General features: G+C 68.3%; 7 protein-coding genes. 2 read left to right on the top strand and 5 right to left on the bottom strand.

Going from position 1 to position 6,242, the window contains the following annotated elements:
- Positions 1-363: 363 nt before the first annotated feature.
- Entirely contained in the window at positions 364-1,068 is a 705-nt protein-coding gene (locus DQ384_RS37975) for a nitroreductase family protein (RefSeq protein ID WP_114033717.1), read from the bottom strand.
- Between the two features lie 235 nt (positions 1,069-1,303).
- On the opposite strand from DQ384_RS37975, the gene DQ384_RS37970 reads away from it, so the two are divergent.
- Positions 1,304-1,759 (top strand): Lrp/AsnC family transcriptional regulator, encoded by a 456-nt coding sequence (locus tag DQ384_RS37970; protein WP_114033716.1) that lies wholly within the window; start codon positions 1,304-1,306, stop codon positions 1,757-1,759.
- 588 nt (positions 1,760-2,347) lie between these two features.
- On the opposite strand, the gene DQ384_RS37960 is transcribed toward DQ384_RS37970, so the two are convergent.
- Together DQ384_RS37960 and DQ384_RS37955 are read right to left on the bottom strand one after the other, a co-directional pair.
- A complete protein-coding gene (locus DQ384_RS37960) occupies positions 2,348-2,770 on the bottom strand; it encodes a type II toxin-antitoxin system VapC family toxin (protein WP_114033715.1) in 423 nt (140 codons plus the stop codon).
- The gene (locus DQ384_RS37955) at positions 2,767-3,003 is read right to left on the bottom strand and encodes a hypothetical protein (RefSeq protein WP_114033714.1); all 237 of its coding nucleotides are present in this window, start codon (positions 3,001-3,003) and stop codon (positions 2,767-2,769) included. Before DQ384_RS37955 ends, DQ384_RS37960 begins: the two co-directional genes overlap by 4 nt.
- A 492-nt stretch (positions 3,004-3,495) precedes the next feature.
- Here DQ384_RS37955 and DQ384_RS37950 point away from each other — a divergent pair, with 492 nt between their 5' ends.
- Positions 3,496-4,146 (top strand): hypothetical protein, encoded by a 651-nt coding sequence (locus DQ384_RS37950; RefSeq protein WP_114033713.1) that lies wholly within the window; start codon positions 3,496-3,498, stop codon positions 4,144-4,146.
- Between the two features lie 129 nt (positions 4,147-4,275).
- Here DQ384_RS37950 and DQ384_RS42540 read toward each other — a convergent pair whose 3' ends face one another.
- Together DQ384_RS42540 and DQ384_RS37940 are read right to left on the bottom strand one after the other, a co-directional pair.
- Positions 4,276-4,932 (bottom strand): hypothetical protein, encoded by a 657-nt coding sequence (locus tag DQ384_RS42540; RefSeq protein ID WP_281274188.1) that lies wholly within the window; start codon positions 4,930-4,932, stop codon positions 4,276-4,278.
- A 266-nt stretch (positions 4,933-5,198) separates the two neighbouring features.
- Entirely contained in the window at positions 5,199-6,185 is a 987-nt protein-coding gene (locus DQ384_RS37940; protein WP_114033712.1) for an N-acetylglucosamine kinase, read from the bottom strand.
- Positions 6,186-6,242 lie beyond the last annotated feature (57 nt).

Raw genomic sequence — 6,242 nt, 5'->3', positions numbered from 1 at the left:
CTGCTCATCTGACATTGCGCGGTGGGGCTTGGATGTCGGTTCGTTCATGGACAGCGTCTCCGCAGCGGTCTCGGACATCAAGCGTGTCTCCCTTGATCATCAGATCCGCCGTTAGTTTTACAGTCCCTGATTACCGACGCGTCCGTGATCGGGAAGAATCTGATAGGGAATCATGATCTATGGTGCTCCGGGCGGTTTGTCAAAATGGAGCATGACTCCGAGAAAGTCGGGTTGCGATCAGTCGGCTGGACATTGGAAGCTATGACAGATGACGCGAGTCGGTGTGCTTCTGTCGTTACGCGCAAGGAATCGTCCCTCACCCATGCGCGTAACGACTCCAGAACATCGCCGCGCCTCGAACGGTCAGGCGTCGCCGATCTCGACCATCACCTGGTCGAGGGACTTGCGGGTGAGGTCGGGGACCTGGCAGTCGGGGGAGGGGTACCCGATGGGGATCACGGCGAAGGCCTTCTCGTTGACCGGGCGGTGGAGGAGCTCGGACAGGAAGCGCATCGGGCTCGGGGTGTGGACCAGGGCCGCCAGGCCCGACAGGTGGAGGGCGGTCAGGAGCATGCCCACCGCGATGCCCACGGATTCGTTGACGTAGTAGTGCTTGCGCGTCGTGCCGTCCGGGGCCAGGTAGTAACGCTGCTGGAACACCACGACCAGGTGGGGCGCGTCGGTGAGGTGCGTCTTGACCTCGTCGGTGCCGAGCGGGCGCAGCGCCTCCAGCCACTCCTCGCCGAGCCGTCCGGCATAGGCGTCGCGCTCCTCCTCCTCTGCCGCCTCGCGGATGCGCCGGCGCACCTGCGGGTCGGTGACGTGGACGAACGTCCAGGGTTGCTGGTGGGCTCCGGAGGGCGCGGTGGCGGCGACGGCGATGGCGTCGCGTACGGCCTGCGTGGGCACGGGGTCGGGGGAGAACTGGCGGACGGTGCGGCGCTGCTCCATGCGGGCGCGCAGCGCGGCGGCGGTGGCCAGGGTCTCCTGTGCGGGCAGCCGGGGTGGCCGGTAGCCGACGGAGCGGTAGGGCTTGCCGTGGATGGGTTCCCATGCCGTCGTTGTCATACGGGGATCGTAGGGATGAGGTACGCGTATCGCCAGATATGGCTTATGAGCGGAATATCGGGCCTTGGCGTGATCCGGATCGGGGTTTCGGGCGCCTGTGCGGGCCGAGTCCGGGAGTGGGAACAGGGAGCGCGGGCGCCGGGAATCGCGCTGGTGACCGGGGAGTATCGGTTGCGGCCATGCCGTGACCGCTAAGCGTGACGAAACGGGTTCAGAGGGCGCTACCGTTTACGGAGTGGAGGACATCGATCGCCGTATCGTGACGCTGTTGGCCGCAGACGGGCGCATGAGCTTCACCGATCTGGCCAGGGAGACCGGCCTGTCGGTCTCCGCCGTTCACCAGCGGGTGCGCAGGCTGGAGAAGCGCGGGGTCATCAGGAGCTACGCCGCGCTGATCGACCACGAGGCGGTCGGCCTTCCCCTCACGGCGTTCGTGTCGATCAAGCCCATCGACCCATCCGCCCCGGACGACGCGCCCGAGAAGCTGGAACACCTCACCGAGATCGAAGCCTGCCACAGCGTCGCGGGGGACGAGAGCTACATCCTGAAGGTGCGCGTGCGCTCGCCGAACGCGCTGGAGCTGCTGTTGCAGCAGATCCGGGCGGTGGCGAACGTCGCCACCCGCACGACGATCGTGCTGAGCACACCGTACGAGTACCGCACCCCGGACCTCACCGGGGGCGCCTCCTGAGCGGAGGCACCCCCGCACGGCGGCCGGCGGCGCTGTAACAGCGATCACGCGATGAGAGCGGACTCGATGCGCTGGTTGGCGATCTCGCGTTGCCCGTCGATGCACTTGGCGTAGACCTTGAGCAGCACGTCCACGCCGTGTCCAGCCCGCTCGGCCACGTCCGGCGCCGGAACCCCCGAGTTGAGCCACAACGAGACCGCCGCGTGCCGCAGGTCTACGGCCTGCCCGCCAGCGGCGAGGCGACCTGATCGGGGGTCAGCGCGTACGTCCGCGCCTCCTTCCAGACCTTGGCATACGCCGTCGTGGAGAAGAAACCACCGGTCGCGGCCCGGAACAGCCGCCCATCAGCCGCGCTGCCATCGACCCAAGCGGAGCCCAGCAGACCAGTTCCTCCGGCGCAAGTCCGTATGTGGTCGTCGGCATCCGATGGCCCAGGAACCGCGGCCGGTGGACGTACACGCGAAGACGGGCTTGCACCTCCGTCGTCGGCCGCTGCCCTTCGGATGGGCCGAAGGCGGACGGGATGCGCGGCGTGCGGGCCGCACGAACCCCAAGAACTCGATCTTCGTGCCGTACCGATGAATGGGTCTACCCAGGAAGCAGGGTGAACGCGGGGGTATGGACAGGGCGAACCACCGAGAAGTGGCGGACATCGATAGTGGCCACTTCGGTGACCCGTAGCCGCTCCGCCACGGCAACTACTGAGGCGTCGGCGGCGCCCAAGGGGAGATCGTGATATCGCTCGACGAGGACCGCGATCCTTGAGAGGTCGGACTCGGTGAGATCGACGATCCGAAACCAGCCGGACTCAAGCAGTCGGAGGAACGCTGCCTCTGCCTTGGGGCCGCCAAGCTTGCCGAGCATGTAGCAGCTCTCACCGGCGACGAAGCTGGGGACGAGCAGCGGCCGGTTGACGTTGCGGATCCGCACGAACTCCTGTACGCAACGTTCGTGGTTCTTGTCGTCCTGGAAGGTCGCGGCCACGATCGGGCCGGTATCGACAACGATCACGCTTCGTGACCGTAGCCCTCGGCGAGGATTTCTTCCACCCGTTCGGAGGCGTCGCTCCTGCCCGCTTGGAACGCGCCGAAGAGCGTGGGCACACCATCAGGGCCGAGTTCCGGCTCTTCGGTGCGCGAGTGGACCAACCGGAGGAGTCGCGCACGTTCTTCACGCACCTGATCCGGCCTGAGCTGGTCGATCAGCCGGTGAAGATCTTCGTACTCTTCCTGCGGCGCCGTCATGCTGTCGAGTCTACGACGTGCCCCCGGGCGACGAGGGCAGCTCCATGACTCCGCAGGATGTGCGGAATGGAGTCGTCGACCGGCCGGCCGGTTGCCGGAAGGTTGTGGCGCGGGTCGGAAGGGGAATGGGGCTGGTGGTCGCCGGTCGACTTCTAATCCGACGGTCGCAGGTTCGAATCCTGCAGGGCGCGCCCTCCACATCAGGCCACACCCCCGCTGACCTGGTCTTTTATATGATCGGCGACTGACACGGGTGCAGCCAGACGCCACCCAAGGCAGCCCTCAGCCGCCCCTCACGGGATATACGCGGGATGAATCAGCAGCGTTTTCCCAGTTCAGAGCCTGGTTTTCGCCGGTCTGCGGGATGAAGCCAGGGTACGTGGTAGGGCCAGACACTTCCGTCCTTCCTCGGGGTTGGCCACAGCCCCGCCTCCTCACCGTAGCCCGTGACCGGCCATGGACGGAGATCATCGAGTGCGCCATCCTTCAACAGTGACAGCGGACTTACACGAGAACGCGGCCCAGTTGGACAAGCGGACGATCAAACCGCCGCGATGGCTCTTCCTGGGCATCGCCACGCTGGCCGCGCTGATCAGCTTCTATCTGACCAGCGTGCCGTACATATACGCCGAGGCATTGGTCTTCATGTTCCTCGCATGGAGCCTTCTGGGCCTCATCTGGATCATCCGTGTGGCCGCCGCTCTATGGATCAATCGCCGGCGGTCAAGGACAGCCCGTCCGTGGCTGACAACGGTTCGCTGGCTGCTGGTGCCGCTGATCTTTGCCGGATCCATCCTCACGATCAAGGCGGACGTCCCCTTCCAGGTGCGGTTCCGACTGTCACAGTCGAGCCTGGAACACTACGCAGCGAAGCTGGCCCAGAGCGGTCGCACCAGCGGATGCCAGTGGGTGGGGCTGTATTACGTCTGCGGGGACTATCCCTATGACGGTGACATCGTGTCATCGGGAACCGAGGCCGTCACCGGCGGCGCACAGATCATGGTGAACGACTGGCCGATCATGATGTCGAGAGGCTTCTTCTGGTTGCCTGATGGCCGCCAGCCGCCCGACGACGCCTACTACGAAGACTACAAGCACCTAGTTGGTCCGTGGTGGGGCATTCAGGCTTGGGATGGCTGGTGATCATGCATCCGGAATGTCTTCATGCCGTTAATGCTCTGGCTATCCGTTGGTTCGAGATCTCCCGTTGCCCGTCGAGGCACTTGGCATAGACCCGCAGAAGCACGTCTACGCTGTGCCCGGCCCGTTCCGCTACATCCGGTGCCGGGACGCCTGAGTTGAGCCAGAGCGAGACGGCCGCGTGGCGCAGGTGTACGGCCTGCCGACCAGCGGCGAGGCGACCTGGTCAGGAGTCAGCGCGTACGTCCGCGCTTCCTTCCAAACCTTGGCGTACGCCGTCGTGGAGAAGACGCCGCCAGTCGCGGTCCGGAACAGCCGCCCGTCAGCCGCAGTGCCATGCTGCTCGATGTGCCCACGAAGGACCTCCACCAGCTCAGGCGGGATCGGCACGTCCCGAATGGCCTTCCGGCGACGCTGCTTGAGCCCGCGGACACCATGGGTGCTGCCCGAGTCCGAGAACCGCCGTCCGCTCTCTGGCCTCGTCTCCTCCAAGGTCAGCAGGCCCCACCCAGTTGCCGGAAGATGACAGTCCTTCTCCCGAAGCCCGGCCGCCTCAGCGGGCCGAAGGCCGGCGAAGTACATGCAGGCGAACATGCCCGCCAGCATGGCCCCACGTGACCGACCGACGTACGTGACGGCGATGAGGAGCTCCCGAGCCTGCGCCGGGTTGACCACCACCCGACGGTCCACCTCCCCGGACACCTTGGCGGGCTTCCAGTTCACCCGGTCCAGCGGATTTGCCGAAAGATCGCCCAGCTCCACCGCGTACTCCAGTGCGTGATGAAACACCGCCCGCTTGCGCCGGAACGTCGAGTCAGCCGCCCGTGTCCCGTCAAGGCGGCGGCGCGGCGCGCCGCCGTACGCCCCGCGCCAGCGCCGCCGCGCTGCGCGTGCGGCCTGGGGGCCGTTCTCGCACGGCGCGCCGCGCGGGGCATCGCCGTAGCCGCCCCGCGTCGTATCCACCAAGCACGCCGACCGAGCGCCGCACCGCCGCACCGAAGGATCGGATCCCAGGAGGATCCGATCCGACGAAGAGGACGAAGGCGATGCGCCGGTCAGGGGACCGGGGCCGGGATCGGGCCGCTGAAGCTCTCCCGCAGCCGCCGCGCCGCCTCCGGGCCCGCGCCGAGCCGGTCCAGGCCCAGCAGCGCCGCGCCGACGATCGGCGGGACGTCCGCGACCAGCAGCGTGGCCGACGGCGCCTGGGCGGCGTACCGCTGCTCGACCAGCCCCATCAGCAGCGGGTGGCGCGCGGTCAGCACGCCGCCGCCGAGGACGACCTCGCACGGCCGTTCCAGCAGGCCGAGGCGGCGCATCGCCACCACGCCCATGACCGCCACCTCGTCGGCCTGGCGCTCCACCACCTCGCGGGCGACGGCGTCCCCCTCGGCCGCCGCCGCCAGCAACGGAGGCACGAGCCCGTGCAGCACGTCGGACGACAGCTCGCCGAAGTGGATCCCGAGGACGACCTCCTCGACGAGCCGGGTGCCGAAGTGGCCGCGGACCACGTCCAGCAGCAGCGTCGCCGGGCCCCGGCCGTCCTCGGCGCGTACGGCGTGCCACAGGGCCTCCTCGCCGAGGCCGTAGCCGCCGCCCCAGTCGCCGCTGAGCCTGCCGAGGGCGGGGTACCGGGCGACCTCGCCGGTGGGCGAGACCCCGACCGCGTTGATCCCCGCGCCGCACACCACCGCCACGCCCCACGGCCGGGACGCCCCGGCGCGCAGCAGGGCGAAGGTGTCGTTGCCGACGACGACCTCCTTGCCGTAGCCCCGCGCGGAGATCTCCTCGCCGAGCCGTTCCTCCTCCACGGGCAGGTCGGCGCCGGCGACGTAGGCGGAGACCAGGTCGGCGTACGGCGTCGCGGCGGCGGCGCCCAGCATGCGCAGGGTGGCCTCTCCGAGGACGTCGACGGCGGCGGGGACGCCCGAGCTCTGCGGGGTGAACCCGGCGCCCCGGCCGCGGGCGAGGACCGTCCCGTCCTCGGTCACCAGCGCGACGTCGGTCTTGCTGTTGCCCCCGTCGACCGCCAGGACGGTCTTCACGCGGCCCCGCCTTCCCGGGTCTCCCCGAATCCGGGCGTCGGCGCGCCTTCGCGCCCC

It is taken from the genome of Sphaerisporangium album (assembly GCF_003323745.1).
Taxonomy (GTDB): domain Bacteria; phylum Actinomycetota; class Actinomycetes; order Streptosporangiales; family Streptosporangiaceae; genus Sphaerisporangium; species Sphaerisporangium album.
The sequence above is the reverse complement of the archived record's forward strand: the minus strand, read 5'-3'. Positions and strand labels throughout refer to the sequence as shown.